General features: G+C 28.5%; 15 protein-coding genes. 9 read left to right on the top strand and 6 right to left on the bottom strand.

All coding sequences use genetic code 11. From position 1 onward, the window contains the following. Positions 1–43 precede the first annotated feature (43 nt). The gene (locus CURT_RS07910; protein ID WP_018712875.1) at positions 44–766 is read left to right on the top strand and encodes a nitrous oxide reductase accessory protein NosL; all 723 of its coding nucleotides are present in this window, start codon (positions 44–46) and stop codon (positions 764–766) included. A 509-nt stretch (positions 767–1,275) separates the two neighbouring features. Here CURT_RS07910 and CURT_RS07915 read toward each other — a convergent pair. The 5 genes from CURT_RS07915 to leuC are packed head-to-tail and all read right to left on the bottom strand — an operon-like array spanning position 1,276 to position 6,667. Next, positions 1,276–2,385, bottom strand: coding sequence for a glycerate kinase (locus tag CURT_RS07915; protein ID WP_018712876.1), 1,110 nt, complete (start codon positions 2,383–2,385; stop codon positions 1,276–1,278). Continuing rightward, positions 2,382–3,755, bottom strand: coding sequence for a GntP family permease (locus CURT_RS07920; RefSeq protein ID WP_018712877.1), 1,374 nt, complete (start codon positions 3,753–3,755; stop codon positions 2,382–2,384). Before CURT_RS07920 ends, CURT_RS07915 begins: the two co-directional genes overlap by 4 nt. A gap of 18 nt (positions 3,756–3,773) precedes the next feature. Then, positions 3,774–4,832, bottom strand: coding sequence for a phospholipase A (locus CURT_RS07925; protein ID WP_018712878.1), 1,059 nt, complete (start codon positions 4,830–4,832; stop codon positions 3,774–3,776). Continuing rightward, entirely contained in the window at positions 4,829–5,392 is a 564-nt protein-coding gene (locus tag CURT_RS07930; protein WP_018712879.1) for a molybdenum cofactor guanylyltransferase, read from the bottom strand. Before CURT_RS07930 ends, CURT_RS07925 begins: the two co-directional genes overlap by 4 nt. 9 nt (positions 5,393–5,401) lie before the next feature. Beyond that, positions 5,402–6,667, bottom strand: a complete 1,266-nt coding sequence (gene leuC / locus CURT_RS07935; protein WP_018712880.1) for a 3-isopropylmalate dehydratase large subunit — start codon at positions 6,665–6,667, stop codon at positions 5,402–5,404. Between the two features lie 69 nt (positions 6,668–6,736). Here leuC and CURT_RS07940 point away from each other — a divergent pair, with 69 nt between their 5' ends. The 5 genes from CURT_RS07940 (at position 6,737) to CURT_RS07960 (ending at position 12,315) form a co-directional block, all read left to right on the top strand. After that, entirely contained in the window at positions 6,737–8,053 is a 1,317-nt protein-coding gene (locus CURT_RS07940) for an NFACT RNA binding domain-containing protein (protein WP_018712881.1), read from the top strand. 51 nt (positions 8,054–8,104) lie between these two features. Then, entirely contained in the window at positions 8,105–8,860 is a 756-nt protein-coding gene (locus CURT_RS07945; protein ID WP_018712882.1) for a phosphatidate cytidylyltransferase, read from the top strand. Continuing rightward, positions 8,854–9,930, top strand: a complete 1,077-nt coding sequence (gene dxr / locus CURT_RS07950) for a 1-deoxy-D-xylulose-5-phosphate reductoisomerase (protein ID WP_018712883.1) — start codon at positions 8,854–8,856, stop codon at positions 9,928–9,930. Before CURT_RS07945 ends, dxr begins: the two co-directional genes overlap by 7 nt. Before the next feature lie 24 nt (positions 9,931–9,954). Further along, positions 9,955–11,319 carry a hypothetical protein gene (locus tag CURT_RS07955; RefSeq protein ID WP_018712884.1) on the top strand — a complete coding sequence of 455 codons (1,365 nt, stop codon included), beginning with the start codon at positions 9,955–9,957 and terminating at the stop codon, positions 11,317–11,319. A 183-nt stretch (positions 11,320–11,502) separates the two neighbouring features. Then, on the top strand, positions 11,503–12,315 hold the full coding sequence (locus CURT_RS07960) for a transporter substrate-binding domain-containing protein (RefSeq protein ID WP_018712885.1): 813 nt from the start codon (positions 11,503–11,505) through the stop codon (positions 12,313–12,315). Positions 12,316–12,402: 87 nt separating this feature from the next. Here the strand turns inward: CURT_RS07960 and CURT_RS07965 are convergent, their stop codons facing one another. Beyond that, positions 12,403–12,741, bottom strand: coding sequence for a hypothetical protein (locus CURT_RS07965; RefSeq protein WP_018712886.1), 339 nt, complete (start codon positions 12,739–12,741; stop codon positions 12,403–12,405). A gap of 102 nt (positions 12,742–12,843) precedes the next feature. Here CURT_RS07965 and CURT_RS07970 point away from each other — a divergent pair, with 102 nt between their 5' ends. From CURT_RS07970 to CURT_RS07980, 3 genes are all read left to right on the top strand, one after another. Further along, entirely contained in the window at positions 12,844–15,093 is a 2,250-nt protein-coding gene (locus CURT_RS07970) for a helicase HerA domain-containing protein (RefSeq protein WP_018712887.1), read from the top strand. A gap of 86 nt (positions 15,094–15,179) precedes the next feature. Next, positions 15,180–15,779, top strand: a complete 600-nt coding sequence (plsY, locus tag CURT_RS07975; RefSeq protein ID WP_172539787.1) for a glycerol-3-phosphate 1-O-acyltransferase PlsY — start codon at positions 15,180–15,182, stop codon at positions 15,777–15,779. Further along, entirely contained in the window at positions 15,776–16,093 is a 318-nt protein-coding gene (locus tag CURT_RS07980) for a dihydroneopterin aldolase (RefSeq protein WP_018712889.1), read from the top strand. The genes plsY and CURT_RS07980 overlap by 4 nt, the downstream gene beginning before the upstream one ends. Positions 16,094–16,098 lie beyond the last annotated feature (5 nt).

The raw sequence follows: 16,098 nt of genomic DNA on the forward strand, positions 1-16,098 counted from the left end.
TGTGATAAAATTAATTTTATTATTTTTTCTTAGGAGCATGTAAATGGAAAGAAGAAATTTCCTAAAAGGAACTGGATTAGTTTTTTTAGCAGGAAGTATTGGTTTTAGTCCAAATCTTTTTGCAAAAATGAATATGGGTGAAGTTGATTTTAGAGAGGTAAAACCCGAGGAGGCCACTATTTTACAAGATGGAGATGGTAAAGAGTTTTGCGTAGTTTGTGGTATGAGTTTAATTAAGTTTTATAAAACTTCTCACGCAAGCGATTATGATGTAAATGGTAAAGATGAAACTCATCAATACTGCTCAATTCACTGCATGTTTGAAGAGGCAATGAGCGAAAAAGTGGAAATTAAAAATCCAAAAGTAGTTGATGCTAAAACTTTAAAATTTATAGATTCAAAAAATGCTTTTTATGTTTATGGCTCAAATAAACCAGCAACAATGGCAACTGTAAGTTCATACGCATTTGCAAGCCAAGATGATGCGAAAGAATTTAAAAATAACTTTGGTGGAGAAATTTTAAGCTTTAGCGAAGTTTCAAAAAAAGTTGAAGAAAGCTTGGCTGATGATATAGCTTTAATTGACAAAAGACAAAAAATGGCAGCATTAAAAGGTGAAGAAATCTACAAAGCAAGTTGTGCGGATATAAAAGAAACATTTAGCACATCAGGAAGAGCAAAAGCTTATCTAATCAAAAACAAACCTTGCGGCGATTTAAATCTACAAGAACTTTCCCAAGTTGCACATTATCTAAAAAGAAGATAATTTTAGGGCATAATCGCCCTAAAATTTTATTTTTAAATTTATTTTTTAAACTCCACCAGTTTACAATCATCTTCTTTTAAGTCTTTTTTGGCTTTTTCCATCCATTTGAACAAGATTTAAACCACCAACAAAAACACCTATTTTCATATATTGTCTAACAAAATAGTTTCTTCCCGCTTTGAATAAAAGCTTTAATTCATTAAACCCAAATTCGCTTTCAGTTAAAATAGTGTGTTATCCCAACATCCAAATAAACAAACTCTTTATGTTTTAATCTAGCTATTAAAGTTGTTCAAATGAGTACTTCTAACAAGAGTTATGCCAAAATTTAAGGAGTATATCTATATAAATAAAGTCCAGATTTTTTTGCGGATTATTAAACTCTTTAACCAACGCAGTTTTTTCTGCACTTACATTTACCATTTTCTTATCAATACACAACCGTTTAATAAAAAAGACTAAAACATATAATTAAATGCCTAACTATATAATTTAAATATTTTAAAATTCTACTTTAAAAGTTTTAAAATTTGTCTTGAAATTTTAGCTAAATTTGCTTTTGCAATTTCTTTTTTCATGGCCTCTTCAAGGCTAATTGGTGAGTCTAAAATACAAAATGCCCCATTAAAAAGCTCATCATCAAAACCATCATCAACCGCACCACCCAAAGCCACTACTTTTTTGGAATGCTTTTTGGCTAGTTTTGCCACCTCGCTAGGAACTTTACCCATGGAGCTTTGAGCATCTAGTTTTCCCTCGCCAGTTATGATTAAATCAGCATTTTTTATCTTTTCTTCTAAATTAATAATTTTTGAAATTATTTCAAATCCTCTTAAAAGTTTAGCATTTAAAAAACTCATAAATCCAAACCCAAGCCCACCAGCTGCCCCACTTCCAGAAATACTAGAATTATCAATGCCCATAAATTTATAAACTACTTTACTAAAATTTATAAGACCTAAGTCAAGATTTTTTATCATATCATTACTAGCGCCTTTTTGCGCGGCATATACATAAGCGGCCCCATTCTTACCATATAGGGGATTATTTACATCGCAAGCTATTTTAAATTTGCACTCTTTTAGTTCTTTTAAGGTATTTTTATCTGAAATTTTAGAAATTTTTATTAAATTTTGACCATTTGCTTTTATTAAATTATCATTTTTATCAAAAAAGCTAAATCCCAAAGCTTCAAGCATTCCAGTTCCTGCATCATTCGTTGCGCTTCCACCAATTCCTATGATAAAATTTCTTCTGCCTTTTAAAATAGCGTCTTTTATCATAATTCCAAGTCCATAAGTCGAAGTGATGTATGGATTTCGCTCATCTTTTTTTAATAAATTTAATCCAGAGCTTTGAGACATTTCTAAAATCGCTAAATCATCTTTATGAGCATAATTTGCCTTTATTTGTCTAAAAAGCGGATCAAAAGTTAAAATTTCATCAAAATTTGCTCCAAGAAAATTTGCGATAGTATCTAAACTACCCTCACCTCCATCAGCAATTCCAATCACAGTAACCTCATCACAAAGGCTAAAAATACCGCTTTTTACAGCATTTCCAGCCTCAATAGAAGTTAAACTACCCTTAAAAGAGTCAATTGCCACTAAAACTTTCATAGCAAGATTATTGACAATATAAACACGCTTATCATCCCTACAACTGAGATTATGAGCGTCATTAATGTTTGAGTCTTATAGCCAAGTTCAGCTGACAATCCACTAAAATTTGTTACAACCCAAAAATAACTATCATTTGCATGAGATACGCACATTGCACCACAACCTATCGCCATAACACAAAGTGCTGCAGCAAGTGAAGTGTTAAGCCCTAAAACTGCCATTAAAGAGTTTGGATCTGCGTAAGCTCCCAAAATAGAAGCGGTTGTTACAATGGCAACTGTTGATGAACCTTGAGCTGTTTTTAAAACAGCTGCAATAATAAATGGAAAAAATATGCCAACACTTGAAACAACGCTAGCATTTTCTTTCATAAAACTCACAAAACCCGCCTCAGTGATAACTTTGCCTAAAACACCACCTGCAGCAGTTATAAAAATAATCGGACCAACAACTTTTAATGAACTTTCACAAAGTTCATAAAACTCACCCAATCTCTTTGAATTATAAAGCTGATAAATTCCAAATAACACACCAATACTTAAAGCAATTATTGGAGCCCCTAAAAATGTGCACAAATTTCCAAAAAAACCACCAAATTTTAAAATAGAGCTGATTGAGCCAAGCGCCATAAAAATAATTGGAGCTAAAATTGGCATAATGGCATTAAAACCACACGGAAGAGTTCCAAACTCAGCCTTTAACTCATCATAAGTTTTAAAAATTTCATCTTTTTCATTTTTAGAAATCTCTTTTTTATCCATAAATTTAGAAATAAAACAAAGAGAGATTAAAATTGGAATACTTATAATAACTCCAAGCATAATCACTAAAAAAAGATTTTCTCCAACGCCCAAAGCTCCAGCTGCTGCAATTGGTCCTGGGGTTGGAGGAATTAAATTGTGTGATATAAAAAGTCCTCCACTCAGCGAAACTGCCATTGCCATAGGATTTGCTGATGATATTTTTTGAGCAAGAGCTTTTCTAATTGGATTTAAAACAACATATCCACTATCGCAAAATACTGGAATTCCTACAACCCAACCCATTACCATCATTGCTAAATTCGGTCTTTTTTCACCAACAGCACTTACAACCATATCAGCTAGCTTAAGTGCGGCTCCAGTTTTTTCCAAAATAGCTCCAATTAATGCGCCTAAAATGATGACTATTCCAATATTTTTAAAAATGGAGCTAAAACCTTCTCCAATAATTGTAGGAATTTTTACAAGTGGAATTCCTACGACAATTGCCAAAAGCAAAGAAACACTCATTAAAGATAAAAATGCGTGAATTTTTAATTTTGCTATCATAAAAATAACTAAAACAATGGCTATAACTAAAGCCACAATAAGCCAAATTCCACCCATAACAAGCCTCCTTAAAGCTTAGTTTTCATAAAACGCAATACCCAACATTACCTTATCAACATGTTTATTATGATCAATCAAGCTTTCACCATATCCATTAAAATACTGCACAAATCCGTGAAGTTCTTTAAAAAATGGAAGTGGGAAATAATAATTTAATTCTATCGCTCCACGATTTTCCTTATCAAATCTTAAATTGTTTCTCCATAGAGCCGTTAAGTGATGATTTCCAATATCATAGTTAAATTTAATATCTCCGTAACCTAAATACTGTCTTATATCATCATTGGTTTTATCAAAGTTAAATGAGTGCCAAACTCTTGGAGTTATGCGTAAATTTCCTAAATTAAAGCTAGTCTGTGCAAAAACTCTATTCCAAGATCTTGAAATTTCTCCCGCTTCACCGTTTGATTGATGGTTAAATCCGACTCTAAAATAATCAAGTCCTAAAAAATCAGTTGGTATAGTTACAAAAATTTCAGGCTCATAATCAGTTGTTCTAAATGGAGATGAATCTTGTGAAATTTGCCAAAAAGATTTTTGAGTATAAGCCACGCTCCAAGTTTCATCAAGACCTAAAATATCATCAAAAATTGGTTTTTGAAAACTTATTTGAAACTTAGCTTCACCTTTTTTCCTATCTGGTTTTTTACTAAAATCATACGCATAGCCTATATAAGTTGGCTCATACATATAAAGCCATTGAGGATTTTCTTCATTTGCCTTTGGATATAAGGATTTTGATTTTTGTGAGATTTTGGGCTTAATTTCTTCATTATCCAAAGTAGTTTTTGAATTATCTAGGTTTTGAGAATTCAAATCTACATAAGTAAACTTTACCTCATCTTGTGATTTATTTAAAGTATTAATATTTTCTTTAACCACTTCTTTTTGTAAAATTTCATTTTTTCTTTTTGAAAACTCAGCAAGCTTTTTATACTCAAGCATTGCATTTTTATAATCACCTTTTTGTTCAAATTCCATAGCTTTTTCAAGTGATTTTTGATACACTTCATCACTAAAATTATTTGCCAAAGACAAAGTTGCTATTAGTGATAAATAGACTATTTTTTTCATAAAGTTCCTTTTTTTATTGCTTTTTCATATTCATCAAAGTAGTTCAAATTTAAAAACTCTTTTTCATCATCAAAAAAAACGCTTTTAAATTTGGACTTTTGAAATAAAGCTTTTATTTTATGAATATTTTTTTCATATAAAGACAAGGCTAAATCACTCAAATTTGAATTATAAAATCCGCACAGGCTATGAATATGCTCTTTATCTTTTGCAACGCAAATTTCATTTTTACCTAAATTTTCATAAAGTAAATTTATAGTTTCAAATTTGACAAAAGGCATATCAACAGCTATTATAAAAACATTTTGATTTTTAAAATTTGATAGAACTGAATAAAGTCCGCCCATTGGCGAAAAATCATCAAAAGTATCTTTTATAAATTTAAATTCACCGCTAAATTTATCAAATTTAGAACTTACAAAAACATTTTTAAAAATTTTACTAAATTTAAAAACTTGAAAATGCGTTAAAGTATGAAAGTTTTCAAATGGCAAAAGTGATTTGTCTCTTCCCATTCTAGAACTTTTTCCACCAGCTAAAACAACGCAATTTTCATACATTTTAAATCTTTATAAATCTCTTGGATCAGCAATTTTTCCAGCTATAGCTGAAGCTGCTGCAACAGCTGAGTTTGCAAGATAAACCTCACTACTTCTATCACCCATTCTTCCAACAAAATTTCTATTTGTTGTAGAGATGCATCTTTCTCCTGCTCCTAAAATTCCCATATATCCACCAAGACAAGCCCCACAGGTTGGATTACTTACAACTGCACCAGCTTCTATAAAAATATCAATAAGTCCCTCTTTTTGTGCTTGCAAGGCTATTTTTTGTGTAGCTGGTGTTATTATAAGACGAGTTTTACGAGCTACTTTTTTACCTTTTAAAATACTTGCTGCAATTCTTAAGTCACTCAATCTTCCATTTGTGCAACTTCCTATAAAAGCTTGATCAATTGCGATATCATCTTTTACTGCTTCTCTTACACTTTTTCCATTACTTGGCAAAAACGGATACGCTATTACAGGATCTAGATTTGAGGTATCTATTTCTATAACTTTTGTATAATTTGTTCCATCGTCTGAGTAAAAATACTTTGGCTCATCTCTTAAATTCTTATCTTTTAAAAAATCTTTTGTTATTTCATCAACTGCAATTATGCCACTTTTTCCGCCTGCTTCTATGGCCATATTACAAAGACTAAATCTTGAATCCATATCCAAATACCCAATGCTCTCACCTGTAAATTCTAAAGCTTTATAAAGTGCTCCATCAACGCCAATTTGCCTAATTACTTCTAAAATTAAATCTTTTCCATAAACATGTTGTGCAGGTTTTTTCTTAAAAACAATCTTTATTGTTTCAGGTACTTTAAACCAATTTTTTCCAGTTATCATTGCATATGCTAAATCAGTACTTCCCATACCTGTTGCAAAAGCCCCTAAAGCTCCGTGAGTACAAGTGTGAGAATCAGCCCCTATTATCACATCTCCTGGAATAACAAGTCCTTTTTCAGGCAAAAGTGCGTGTTCGATTCCTAAGTCTTTTTCATCAAAATAGTTTTTTAAGTTATGTTCATATGCAAACTCTCTTGAAATTTTTGCTTGATTTGCACTTAAAATATCTTTGGCTGGGATGTAGTGATCCATAACAATGGCAAAATCATCTGGGTTCGCAAGGCTTTTTGCACCGCTTTCTTTAAAAGCCTTTATGGAAATTGGCGTTGTTATATCATTTCCTATAACCATATCAATCTTGCTATCTATTATTTGCCCAGCTTTTACCTCATATCCTACATGATCGCTGAAAATTTTTTCAGTAATTGTTTGTTTCATTAAATCCCTTTTTGTTATTTTTTTATTTAAACTAAAAGATTTTATCTAAATTTTGCTAAAATTAGAGTTATGAAGTATAAAATATTAATGCAAATTGCGGATTTTTTAAAAAAATTTGAAAAAATAAACAGTATAAAAAGAGTTGGCGATAGAGTTGTTTTAATAGAATTCGATAAACAAAACACTATCTTTTTTGATATGGATAAGCAAAACTCAGCTATTTATAAAAGCGATGATTATAAGAATTTAAAAAGCTATAAAGCACCTTTTGATGTAATTTTAAGTAAAAGATTTAATGCGTCAAATTTAATAAATTTAGAAGTTTTAGAAAATAATAGAATACTTTTTATAAAAGCAAAAAAAAGTGGAAGCTACAAAGAGATAGTTTCAAATTTATATTTTGAATTTACAGGGAGATTTACAAATATCATAATAACAGATGAAAATGATAACATATTAGAAGCTTTAAGCCACTATGAAAATACAAATAGAAGCATAAAACCTGGAAAAACTTTGAAACACTTAAGCCAAATCGCAATAAAAGAAAAGCCAAGCCAAATAATTGTAAATTTTGATGAGTTTTTAAAAAGCGAATTTGAAAAAATAAACTCAAAAAAGCTTTTTGATATAAAAAATTCAAAAATAGCTGTTCTAAATAAAAAAATAGATAGCTTGACTAAAAATTTAACTGAGCTAGAAAGCCAAGAAAATCTACTTGAAAAATCAATGAAATTAAATAAAAAAGGTGAAATTATAACAGCAAACTTACATCTTTTAAATGATTTTCAAAAAGAGTTTGTTTTAAAAGATTTTAACGGAAATGATGTCTTTTTTAAATGTGAAAAAACTCCAAAGCTTGAAGCAAAAAGACTTTTTGATGAGAGTAAAAAACTAAGGCAAAAAGCTAGTGGAGTTAAATTTGAAAAAGCAAATTTAAATGAAAAAATAGAGTTTTTTCAAAATTTAAAAGAATTAGTTAAAAATGTCTCAAATTTAGATGAAATTGAAGCTCTATTTCCTAAAAAAAGTAAAAAACTTCCTTTAAATAAGGAAAGTGAGATAATAGAAAATTTTTATATAGGTGATTTTAAAATCTCTGTTGGAAAAAACGAAAAAGGAAATATAAGCCTACTTAAAAACTCAAAAAAAGATGATTTTTGGTTTCATCTAAAAGATATCCCATCAGCTCATGTGATAGTTAAAACAAATAAACAAAACTTAAGCGATGAAATAATTAAAATGGCAGCAAAAATTTGTGTTAATTTTAGCGTTAAAAATAGTGGAAATTTTGAAGTTGATTACACAAAAAGAGCAAATGTAAAAGTGGTTGATGGAGCATTTGTAAATTACATAAACTACAAAACAATTACTATTTTAAAGACTTAAATAAGTAAATTTAGATAAAATATGTTTGAAATTTTTATAAAAGGATGCATTATGAAAACTCGCTTAAAAACAGCAGGGATACTTATTTTAGCACTACTTGTGCTTGTTTGGCTGGACTTTTATTTGCTTAACTTTTTAATATTTGCAGGTGTTTTAGCACTATCTTTAAGTGAGGCTTTAAAGCTTTATAAAATAGATGATGAAACTATCATTCCACTTGGCGTTGGACTTTTTGTAATATTTGCAATTTTTTCAGGAAATAGCTTTTCACATGTTTATAAATTTATAGCACTTACTTTACTTGTCGCAAGCTCATTTTTAGCCTATAAAAATAGTGAAAATTTAAACTCTTTAAAAGTACTTATCTATCCGCTAGCTCCAATATTTATAATGTTTAGCATATATCAAGTTTTAGGCATTACTTGCCTTGTTTATCTGATTGTGATAATAGCCTGTGCAGATAGTGGTGCATATTTTATCGGCAAAGCTTTTGGCTCACATGGTTTTTGTCAAACATCACCTAACAAAACACTTGAGGGACTTCTTGGTGGTGTAGTTTGTGCCGTGTTTGTAGGCGGAGCTTATTACGCATTTTTCATGGATGCAGGAACCCTGCCAAATCCTTTAATTTCAACTATTTTTATCGTTGTTGCTGGAATTTTTGGTGATTTGTTTGAAAGCTATCTGAAAAGAAAAGCTGGAGTTAAAGATAGTGGCGATATATTCCCAGGACATGGTGGAATGCTTGATAGAATAGACAGCTACCTTTTTGGCGCTATTGCTATGAGTTTAATTTATATATGGTAGTTTTAGGCTCAACTGGATCAATTGGCGTAAATTCACTTCTTATAGCCAATAAATTTAACATTGAAGTTGAAGCATTAAGCTGCAATAAAAATGTGGATTTGCTAAATTTGCAAATTGCAAAATTCAAACCGAAATTCGTCTGTGTTGGCGATGAGAGTTTAGTTAAATCAGTAAATCACAAAACTGTTTTTGTTGGTGAAAATGGGCTTTTAAAAATGCTTGAAAACTGCAAAAGCAAAAAAGTTATAAACGCCCTTGTTGGTTTTGCTGGACTAAAACCAAGTATTAAAACACAAAATTTAAATAAAACCTTATGCCTTGCAAATAAAGAAAGCTTGGTTGTGGCTGGAAAATTTCTTGATACAAAAAAAATAGTTCCAATTGACAGCGAACATTTTGGACTTAAATTTCTATTAAAAGAGATGAAAATTTATAAAATGATAATCACTGCAAGTGGAGGAGCATTTAGAGATGCCAATTTAAATACGCTTAAAAATGCAACACCAAAAGATGCACTAAAGCATCCAAATTGGAGCATGGGAGCAAAAATAACAATCGATAGTGCAACTATGATGAATAAACTTTTTGAAATAATGGAAGCGTTTCATCTTTATAGAGTTTCAAATTTAGACGCATTCATTGAAAGAACCTCAACAATTCATGCATTAATTGAGTTTATCGATGGCTCAACCACGGCTCATATCTCAAAAACAGATATGAAACTAGCAATTGCAAATGCTATTTTAGATGAGATAGATGAGCCTATTTTAGAGCATTTTGATTTGTTGAGTTTAGAAAAAGGACTTAAATTTGAAAAAATTGATTTAGAAAAATATCCGGTTTTTTCACTAAAAGATGAAGTTATAAAAAACCCTGATTTAGGGGTCATAATAAATGCTGCAAATGAAATTTATGTTAATAAATTTTTAAATAATGAGTGCAAATTTTTAGATATCAAAAAAATAATTTTTGAAAGTTTAGATAAGTTTGCCTCTTTTAGGCCTTTGAATCTAGATGAAATTTTTGAAATGGATAAAAAAGTAAGAGAATTTGCTAAAAAATTAGTATAAAGCCATTATTCAAAGGAGTATAAAATGTGTAAAAACTTTAATAATTTTAACGATTTTAAAGACTTTTTGAAAAATAAAATTAGCTGGAACGGTTGCTTAACTGTTACTCAAATAGCTGAAATGATAAAAGATAAATGTAAAGAAGAATTAAGTCTCGTTATTAAAATTAATGGTAACGATATAAATAAATTTTTAAAAGATATTGGATTTATTGAAAAAGATAAAAATAATAAATGGATAACTACACCAGATGGACAAAAATTCTCTACTAGCGAAAAATGGATAATATCCAACCTTATGAAATCTGATAAATTTCTAAATAAGTTTGATTTTATATGGATCCAATGTTTAATTAAAAATGGCGCTGTAGTAAAATTTTATCTCATAAAAGAAATAAAGAACAAAAAAATATTAGATGCTCTAAAAAACTCTAGAAAAAAAGAATCAAAAGATGTTTTAAGCATATTTATAAGAGATAATTTATTAATTCAAGATACTAAAACAAAGATAACTAGTGATGATTTATATTCTATCTTTATATCTAAATATAAAAAACCTATAAATTTAGAAAATATTAAAACCTTAAGTGAGGATGAAGAATATAACATACTTTTAACAGCTGATTTTATTTTTACATTTATTGATGATAGTGTAGGATTTTCTATAGAACAAACAGAATTTGAAAAACATTCATATTCAGATGATTTTTTTATATTAACAAATGATGATGTTGTTTTTAACTTTTTAAAGAATTCATTAAAAATAAAAGATGATAATCTGTTTAAAAGAGATGCAAAATATAAATTTGTCTTCAATGAGAAAAACTTTATGCTTCTGTGTAGCTCTAAGTTAAATGACAAATTATCAATACGTATGGGGGCAATTAATGAAATTAGAAATGATGAAGAAGATCAAACAATTTATAGGTCAATGTTTAATCTAACAAGCACGGATTCAAACATAACAAAAATTTTAATAATTCAACTTTTGTATAAAATATATTTTATACAACATAAAATAATCAACACTACTTTAAAAAATGAATTTAGCACATTAGATACTGAAAAAATACTTAATATTAGAAAAGAAATTTTAAGATACAAAGCACTTGCTGGAGAAATACAATCTGGAAGAGAAGAAGCTCAAAAAATTTATGATTTAATCGAAAAAAGGCTATTAATCAAGCAAAAAATGGATCTAGCGTATAAAAATCTAAACGAATACTTTGCAATAGTCAATGAAGAAACTAAAATAAAAGAAGAATCTGAAAAAGGAAAAAGAGATAAATTTAACTCTAAAATTACACGAATTGCAGCAACCATTACAATTTTAACACTTATAAGTGTTATAGCTGATATTTTCAACCTTTTTGATAGATTTTTTAAATAAAATCTAAGAACTTAAAATAAAATTCTTATTTTTTTAAATATCAATATTATCATTAAAAAATATAAAGATAAAAATTTATAATTTAATAAAATTTATTGTATCGTTATATTTTTCTTTTTTAAATTGTTTTTAAACTTATGTATAGTAAAATCACAGCCCGCATTTTTTGACAAAAGGAATTTTATGTTATTTAAAGTTGTTTTAACTTTTTTCGTGTCAGTAAGTTTTATTTTTGGAGCAAATTATGATGAACTTTTGCAAAACAAAAATATAAAAATTGGTGTTTCACCAAATATGCCACCTTTTTCTAAATCAACATCTAATGGTTTTGCAGGCTTTGAGATAGAATTTGCTAAAGCTTTGACAAGTAAGGTTTTTCCAAACGGGATGAATATTACATTTATTGGCATAGAGCAATCTGATAGATTAAATGCCGTAAAAAATAAAGAAGTTGATATTTTAATTGCAGCATATACAATAAATGATGAAAGAGCCGAGCAAATAGATTTTTCAGCACCATATTTTTCTATTATTCTTAGTTTGGTATCTAAAAAATCAAGCAATATAAAATCAAAAACAGACCTAATGGGAAAAACCATTGCAACCATAAAAAATTCAAACTCTGATGATTGGCTTAAAAAAAATGGAATAAACATTGTTTATTGTAAAAATAATATGGAATGTTATCAAAAAGTTAAAAACGATGAAGCTATAGGATTTATGCATAATATTGTTTCAACTGCTACAATTCCTTTAATTGACAATAATTTTGAAATTTCTATTAAATTTAGCGATTTGGCTTATATGGATTGTGTTGCAACACAAAAAGATAGCTCAAAACTCTTAGAAAAAATAAACTCTGCTATAGTTGAACTATCAAAAGAAGGGTTTTTCAAAAAGAATTATAACGACACATTTGCTACATTTTATAAAGGAATGTTAGATCAAAAATATTTTATATTAGATGATTTGTATAGTATTTTATTTAATATATAGTAACTTTTAAGTTACTATATATTAAACTTTTTATTAATACCTCTTTTATATCTTTTAATATCTTAATAAAGTTATCTTTAAGTGCTTTTACAAAAACAACACATTTATTTTAATATATCTATATAAACTTATCTTGGGGCTGTATTTTCCTACTGATTTATAAATAATACCTGGAAATTTAAGCTCCAAAGCCTTATAATACTCATACGGATCTATAGTTTTTACAAACTCAAAAGTTCTTTTTTCATCATTTCTATCGCCCTCATCTTGCAAATCATATATAACGATACCATCAACATCAAGTGTGTTAAGTCTTTTTTTTCTAAGTTCAAGTAAATTTTCTAAATTTTGATGATTTTGCTTTGGTGGTGTTTGGCCATAAAGCAAAATTCCACTTTCATTGTTTTTAAGTTTTTCAAAAAACATATTTTTCCTTAAATTATTTTTTATATGATAACAAATTAAAATTTTGCTTTTTCTTAAACCTTGATATGGTATCATACAAAAAACTTTTAAAAAGAGGCGAAAATGCTACAAGAAAATTTAAAATTATTTTATTTAGGACTTAAAGAAAATGGTGAGCCATTTTTATATAAAAATAAAGACTTAACAACTCACGCAGCAATTATTGGAATGACTGGAAGTGGAAAAACTGGTCTTGGAATTACGCTTTTAGAAGAAGCTGCCATTGATAATATCCCATCAATTGTAATTGACCCAAAAGGCGATATGACAAATTTAGCTCTTACTTTTCCAAAAATGCAAACAGATGACTTTTTACCATATATTGATGAAAATGAGGCAAAAAGCAAAAGTATGACAACAAAAGAGTTGGCAGAAAAAACAGCTGAAATTTGGAAAAATGGTATTGAGGGGTCATTTCAAAGTTTAGATAGAGTAAATTTATTAAAAAACAGTGCTGAGTTTAAGATATTTACTCCAAAAAGTAGCTCCGGACTTGGAATAAGCCTTTTAAGTAATTTTGAAGCACCTATAAATTTAGATGAAGAAGGCTTAAATGAATACACTCTGTCTTTATCAAACTCTGTATTATCTCTAATAGGAGAAAATGATAATTCAAAAGAGCTTTTTTTACAAAACATATTTTTAGCGAATTTCAAAAAAAATTCAAATTTAAGTATTGCAGATTTGATTCATCAAATAGTAACTCCGCCATTTTCAAAGCTTGGAGTTTTTGATGTAGAAACTCTTTATCCAGCAAATAAAAGAATGGAATTTGCAATGAAACTAAATTCCTTAATCACAAGTCCATCATTTGCACAATGGTGCAAAGGCGAAAAACTCGATATTTCAAAAATGCTTTTTAACAATAGTGGAAAAGCAAGATGCAACATCTTTACAATTTCACATCTAAATGACGATGAAAGAATGTTTTTTGTGACCTTGCTTTTAAATGAAATCATAAGATGGATGAGAACAACTGATGGCACAAGTAGCCTAAGAATGATTTTATATATGGATGAAATTTTTGGCTTTTTTCCACCAACTTCAAACCCACCGTCAAAAACACCAATGCTAACACTTTTAAAACAAGCAAGAGCTTTTGGTATTGGATGTGTTTTATCAACGCAAAACCCAATAGATCTAGACTACAAAGGTCTTTCTAACATAGGCACTTGGTTTATTGGAAGACTTCAAACAGCTCAAGATAAAAATAGAGTAATAAGCGGGCTAACTGGTGTTGGAGAAAGTGATAAAAATAAATTGTTGGAGCAAATTTCAAATCTTAAAAAAAGAAGTTTTTTAGTTAAAAATATAAATGAATCAAATTTAGAAATAATTTCTTCAAGATTTGCATTAAGCTATCTAAAAGGTCCTTTAAGTAGTGATCAAATTTCAAATTTAATGGCCGATAAAAAAGAAAATTTCAAACCATTAAATTTAACACTCTCAAAAACAAAACCTGTGATTTCACCAAATATTGATGAGTATTTTTATTATGAAAACTCATCAAATTTAATACCACATATTTTAGCTAGTGCAAAAGTAATATACAAAACAAAAGATTTTGAATACCAAAAAGATTTAAATTTAGCAATACCGCTTGTCAGTGATGAAATAAAGTGGGAAAATGCCTTTAATTTTAATCAAATTTTAAGCAAAACAGCAAAAGAAGATAGCGAGTTTGAGCCACTTCCTTCATTCATAGCTTCAAATAAAGATTTAAGCAAAGAAGCAAAAGATTTTAAAGATTATATTTTTAGAAATATTAAACTTACACTTTTTGAGGCTCTTGGTGAAATTTCAAAACCAAATGAAGAAAAAAGCGATTTTGTAATAAGACTAAATGATAAATGCAATGAAATTTTAGAGGATGAAACCTCCAAATTTGAAGCTAAATTTAAAGCAGAAAAAGAAAAATTAGAAGCTCAAATTCAAAAAGCTCAAATTAAACTTGATAAAGAAAAATCAGATGTTAAATCAAGTGGAATAAACGCAGCTATTAGTATCGGAGGTGCTATTTTAGGTATGTTTTTAGGAAATAAAACCCTTACAAAAACAAATGCTTCAAAAGTTCTAACTAGTTCAAAAAGTGCAAATAGAGTTTTAAATGAAAGAAAAGATGTCGCACTTGCAAAAGATGCACTTGAAGCACTTGAAAATAAATTAAATGAGCTTATATTGGAAGAAAGCGCAAAACTAAAAGAGCTAAGAGAAAAGTATAATTTAAAAAATTTAGATATTAAAACAACTGAAATTGCAGCTAAAAAAAGTGATATTTTTGATGAAAAAATAGCTCTTTTATGGAAAAGTTAAAATAGTTTTGATAAAATTTTAAGCTTAAAAATTTTAAAGGAAAAACAGTGAACGGATTAATAAATTTCTTAACAAATCCAAATATTATGCTTTATTTGACTGCTTATTTAATAGCCTCAATTCCATTTGGAGTCATTATTGTAAAGTCTCTTTATAGTGTGGACATTACAAAAGAAGGAAGCAAAAGCATTGGAGCAACAAATGTTTATAGAGTTTTAAAAAATATTGATTTAAAAAATGCAAAAAAAATAGCAATTATTACGATAATTTGCGATGTATTAAAAGGCTTTTTGCCTATTATTATTGCCAAATTTGCAGGAGTTGATGGAAATGTTTTATGGATGATGGCAGTAATGGCTGTATTAGGACATTGTTTTAGTGCATTTTTAAAATTTGAAGGTGGAAAAGGTGTGGCAACAAGCTATGGAGTTTTTGCAGCATTCTTACCAATTGAAGTTGCTTTATCAGTAGTTGTTTGGTTTTTTGTAGGAAAATTTATAAAAGTTTCATCCATTGCATCTCTTAGTGGAATTTTTACCTTTTTAATTCTTTCACTAATAATACATCCACAAATTTTACCGATAAACACACATGCACCAATTATAATAATTGTTTTTATTGTGTTTTATAAACACATTCCAAATATTAAAAGACTTATTTTTAAAGAGGAAAAACAGGTTTTATGATAACTGTTTTAATTGAAAATTTAGAACTTAAAACAATTATTGGAATGCTTGAGTTTGAACGCACTACTACTCAAATGATAAAAATAGATGCAAAATTTCAAGCTCATGAGTTTATCGATTATGCGTTAGCTTGTGAAATTATAGAAAATGAGTTTAATAAAAATAAATTTGTAAAAGTTGAAGATGCTTTAAATTATTTTTGTGATTTTTTTAAAAAAAAATACCCAACAATAAATTATTTTTTTATGAAAATTATAAAAAAAGAAATTTTACAAAATGCAGATGTTGGGGCAATGATAGAAGAAATTTTTTAAGATAT

It is taken from the genome of Campylobacter ureolyticus (genome assembly GCF_013372225.1).
Lineage (GTDB): Bacteria > Campylobacterota > Campylobacteria > Campylobacterales > Campylobacteraceae > Campylobacter_B > Campylobacter_B ureolyticus.

What these genes read in the sequence shown, in the direction of transcription:
- CURT_RS07910 (WP_018712875.1), top strand. Translation starts at nt 44, where the DNA reads ATGGAAAGAAGAAATTTCCTAAAAGGAACTGGATTAGTTTTTTTAGCA.
- CURT_RS07915 (WP_018712876.1), bottom strand. Translation starts at nt 2,385, where the DNA reads ATGAAAGTTTTAGTGGCAATTGACTCTTTTAAGGGTAGTTTAACTTCT.
- CURT_RS07920 (WP_018712877.1), bottom strand. Translation starts at nt 3,755, where the DNA reads ATGGGTGGAATTTGGCTTATTGTGGCTTTAGTTATAGCCATTGTTTTA.
- CURT_RS07925 (WP_018712878.1), bottom strand. Translation starts at nt 4,832, where the DNA reads ATGAAAAAAATAGTCTATTTATCACTAATAGCAACTTTGTCTTTGGCA.
- CURT_RS07930 (WP_018712879.1), bottom strand. Translation starts at nt 5,392, where the DNA reads ATGTATGAAAATTGCGTTGTTTTAGCTGGTGGAAAAAGTTCTAGAATG.
- leuC (WP_018712880.1), bottom strand. Translation starts at nt 6,667, where the DNA reads ATGAAACAAACAATTACTGAAAAAATTTTCAGCGATCATGTAGGATAT.
- CURT_RS07940 (WP_018712881.1), top strand. Translation starts at nt 6,737, where the DNA reads ATGAAGTATAAAATATTAATGCAAATTGCGGATTTTTTAAAAAAATTT.
- CURT_RS07945 (WP_018712882.1), top strand. Translation starts at nt 8,105, where the DNA reads ATGAAAACTCGCTTAAAAACAGCAGGGATACTTATTTTAGCACTACTT.
- dxr (WP_018712883.1), top strand. Translation starts at nt 8,854, where the DNA reads ATGGTAGTTTTAGGCTCAACTGGATCAATTGGCGTAAATTCACTTCTT.
- CURT_RS07955 (WP_018712884.1), top strand. Translation starts at nt 9,955, where the DNA reads ATGTGTAAAAACTTTAATAATTTTAACGATTTTAAAGACTTTTTGAAA.
- CURT_RS07960 (WP_018712885.1), top strand. Translation starts at nt 11,503, where the DNA reads ATGTTATTTAAAGTTGTTTTAACTTTTTTCGTGTCAGTAAGTTTTATT.
- CURT_RS07965 (WP_018712886.1), bottom strand. Translation starts at nt 12,741, where the DNA reads ATGTTTTTTGAAAAACTTAAAAACAATGAAAGTGGAATTTTGCTTTAT.
- CURT_RS07970 (WP_018712887.1), top strand. Translation starts at nt 12,844, where the DNA reads ATGCTACAAGAAAATTTAAAATTATTTTATTTAGGACTTAAAGAAAAT.
- plsY (WP_172539787.1), top strand. Translation starts at nt 15,180, where the DNA reads ATGCTTTATTTGACTGCTTATTTAATAGCCTCAATTCCATTTGGAGTC.
- CURT_RS07980 (WP_018712889.1), top strand. Translation starts at nt 15,776, where the DNA reads ATGATAACTGTTTTAATTGAAAATTTAGAACTTAAAACAATTATTGGA.